The organism is Paenibacillus xylaniclasticus, assembly GCF_004001065.1.
Taxonomy (GTDB): Bacteria; Bacillota; Bacilli; order Paenibacillales; family Paenibacillaceae; genus Paenibacillus_T; species Paenibacillus_T xylaniclasticus.
Genome location: NZ_BIML01000064.1, coordinates 1 through 2,823, shown reverse-complemented (window position 1 = coordinate 2,823; position 2,823 = coordinate 1). Strand labels below are relative to the sequence as shown.

Here is a 2,823-nt window from a genome sequence, read left to right as displayed (position 1 = left end):
GCGCTTGCGATCTCGCCTGGCTCGATTCGGTAGCCGCGTATTTTCACCTGCTCGTCCATCCGGCCTAAATATTCGAGGTTACCGTCCGGAAGCCACCGGCCCAGGTCACCTGTCCGATACATTCGTTCGCCTGGTACGAACGGGTCGAAGGTGAACTTCTCCGCTGTCAGCTCTTCACGGTTTATATACCCCCGCGCTAAACCTGCCCCGGATACACATATTTCGCCTGCGACGCCAATTGGAACTAACCCATCTTGTTTATCCATTAAATATGTTCGCAGATTCGATACCGGTTGGCCTATTGGAACCGTAATCGTGGATCTGTCGAGACTGCCAGTTAACCATAAAGTAGTACATACAGTCGTCTCTGTCAGTCCGTATCCGTTAATGAACCAAACATGAGGACTCCACTTCTGTACCAGCTCCCATGAGCAGGCCGAACCCGCCGCAATCACCGTCTTTAATGAACGAACATGCGTCGGCTCCATATGAGTTAAGTAGGCTGGCGGAAGCGTAACGACCGTAATCTGCTGCTCATCGATATATGCCTCAAATTGATCGATTTGATGAATTACTTCCGTTGTCAGCAAGTGTAGTTGAGCCCCGCTAAATAGACTCATCACAATTTCCCATATAGATGAATCAAAGGCAATCGTGGCAAACTGGATGATCCGATCATTTGCCGTAAGGTGCAATGTTCCCTGAAATACAGATGACAAGCTCACCACGCCTCGATGCTCCACCATAACCCCTTTCGGCTGGCCCGTCGAGCCTGAGGTATAGATGACATACGCCAGATTGCGGGAGCCGTTCGCCGCTTCCGGGTTTCCATCTTCTTCGCTAATTAGCATCGCTTCCCTTAGCTCCAGCTTCTCTCCAGCAAACGTTACTTTCTCCAGCAAATGCTCGTCTCCAACCAGCCACCGGCTTCCGCTGTCATCCAGCATGTACGCTATCCGTTCCTGCGGATATGAAGGATCAATCGGCACGTATGCGCCGCCTGCCTTCAGAATACCGAGAATGCCTGCGATCATCTCCACGGATCGTTCTGCTAGAAGACCTACTCTATTATCTGCCCTCACGCCCAGCTTCCGAAGCTTATGCGCCAGCCGGTTCGCCCGCGCATTCAGCTCTCGGTATGTCACCTGCTCTATCTCGCTAACTACCGCGATCTGATCCGGCGTTCGTTCCACCTGCTCCTCGAACAATTGATGGATCGTCTTCTCCTTCGGATACGGTGCTTCCGTCGCATTGAATACGTCCATAATTTGCCGCTTCTCTTCTTCTGTCAGCATCGATAGCCTCGCCAGTTCCGTCTCCGGTGCGCTTAACACCGCTTCTATTAACTGCAAATAGTGCTTGGCCATCCGCTCTACCGTTTCGCGCCGATACAAGTCGGAACAGTACTCTACTACGATCTGCAATCCGTCTTCGCTCTCCGCTAACGTCCAGGTCATATCGAACTTCGTTACTCCGCTTTCCACCGGTTGTGCGATGAGCTGCAAGGAATCGAGGTCAAGACCCTGCTGTCCCTGATTCTGAAATACAAACATCGTATCGAACAGCGGGTGCCGGCTCATATCCCGGTTCCTGACCACTTTCTCCACCAGCTCTTCGAACGGATACTCCTGATTCGCGTAGCCTGCCAGCGCCTGTTCCTTCACCTGTTCCAGATAGGCTCGGAACGTCAAAGCACCATCTGGTCGGCTCCTGAGCGCTAGCGTATTGACGAACAGCCCGAGCATCCCTTGCAACTCCGCATGCGTACGTCCCGCTATCGGGGTCCCGACTACAACGTCCTCTTGTCCGCTGTATTTGAACAGCATCACCTTATACGCAGCCAGCAGCACCATGAACAGCGTCGTACCACTCTCGCGAGCAAGATCGTTCAGCTGTTCAAGCAGCTCCGTACTGGTCTGCACCGAAATCCGGCTTCCCGCATAGCTTTGCACCGGCTTGCGGACATAGTCTGTAGGCAGCTCCAGCACCGGAGGCGCCTCTTCGAATTGCTGCGTCCAGTATGTCTCTTGCTCTTGAAGCCGTTCCGTCTGAGCCAGCTCCTGCTGCCAGCAGGCGTAGTCCTTATACTGAATCGTGAGTTCCGGCAGTTCATTGCCTTGATACCGTTCACCGAACTCCCGCACGAGAATGCTCATCGACACTCCGTCGGAAATGATATGATGCATATCGAATAGCAGCGCATAACGATTCTCTTCCATCTGCACCAATGCCGCACGCATAAGGTATCCCAGCGATAAGTCAAACGGTCGAATGAACGTCTTGGCGATTTCCTTCAGCTCCATACCATAGCCTTCGATCCGTTCCATGCTCCAGTTGACTTCTTCGCTTACTTTCTGCACAGGTGCCCCATCTACCCAATGGAAGGATGTCCGCAATATTTCATGACGTTTCACCAAGCCACGCAGTGCTGCCTCCAGCCGTTCCGGCTCTACCTTACCTTCCAGCAGGAACACTCCTGGCATGTTGTATGCCGTCCCCTGGTTGCCTATTTGGTCGAGAATGTAAAGCCGCTTCTGTGCGGAGGATACCGGGTAAACGTCCCGCTCTTCGACTCGCGGAATGGAAATATACGACTCAGGTGTTCCATACTGCTCAAGCAAATAAGCCAGCTCTTCAATCGTTGGCCGTTCGAACAATGATCTGAGCGGCACCTCGGCTTCGAAAGCTTGATGAATGAGCGATACTAGCTGCATCGCCTTCAGCGAATGTCCTCCCAGCGCAAAGAAATCGTCCGTGACGCCTACTCGCTCGACTCCCAATACCTCTTGCCAAATCTCCGCAAGCTGCGCTTCTTTCTCCGTA

General features: G+C 52.9%; 1 protein-coding gene. It reads right to left on the bottom strand.

The window, feature by feature from the left end:
* On the bottom strand, window positions 1-2,823 hold a 2,823-nt coding region (locus PXY01_RS21835; protein WP_127573231.1), incomplete at both ends, for a non-ribosomal peptide synthetase.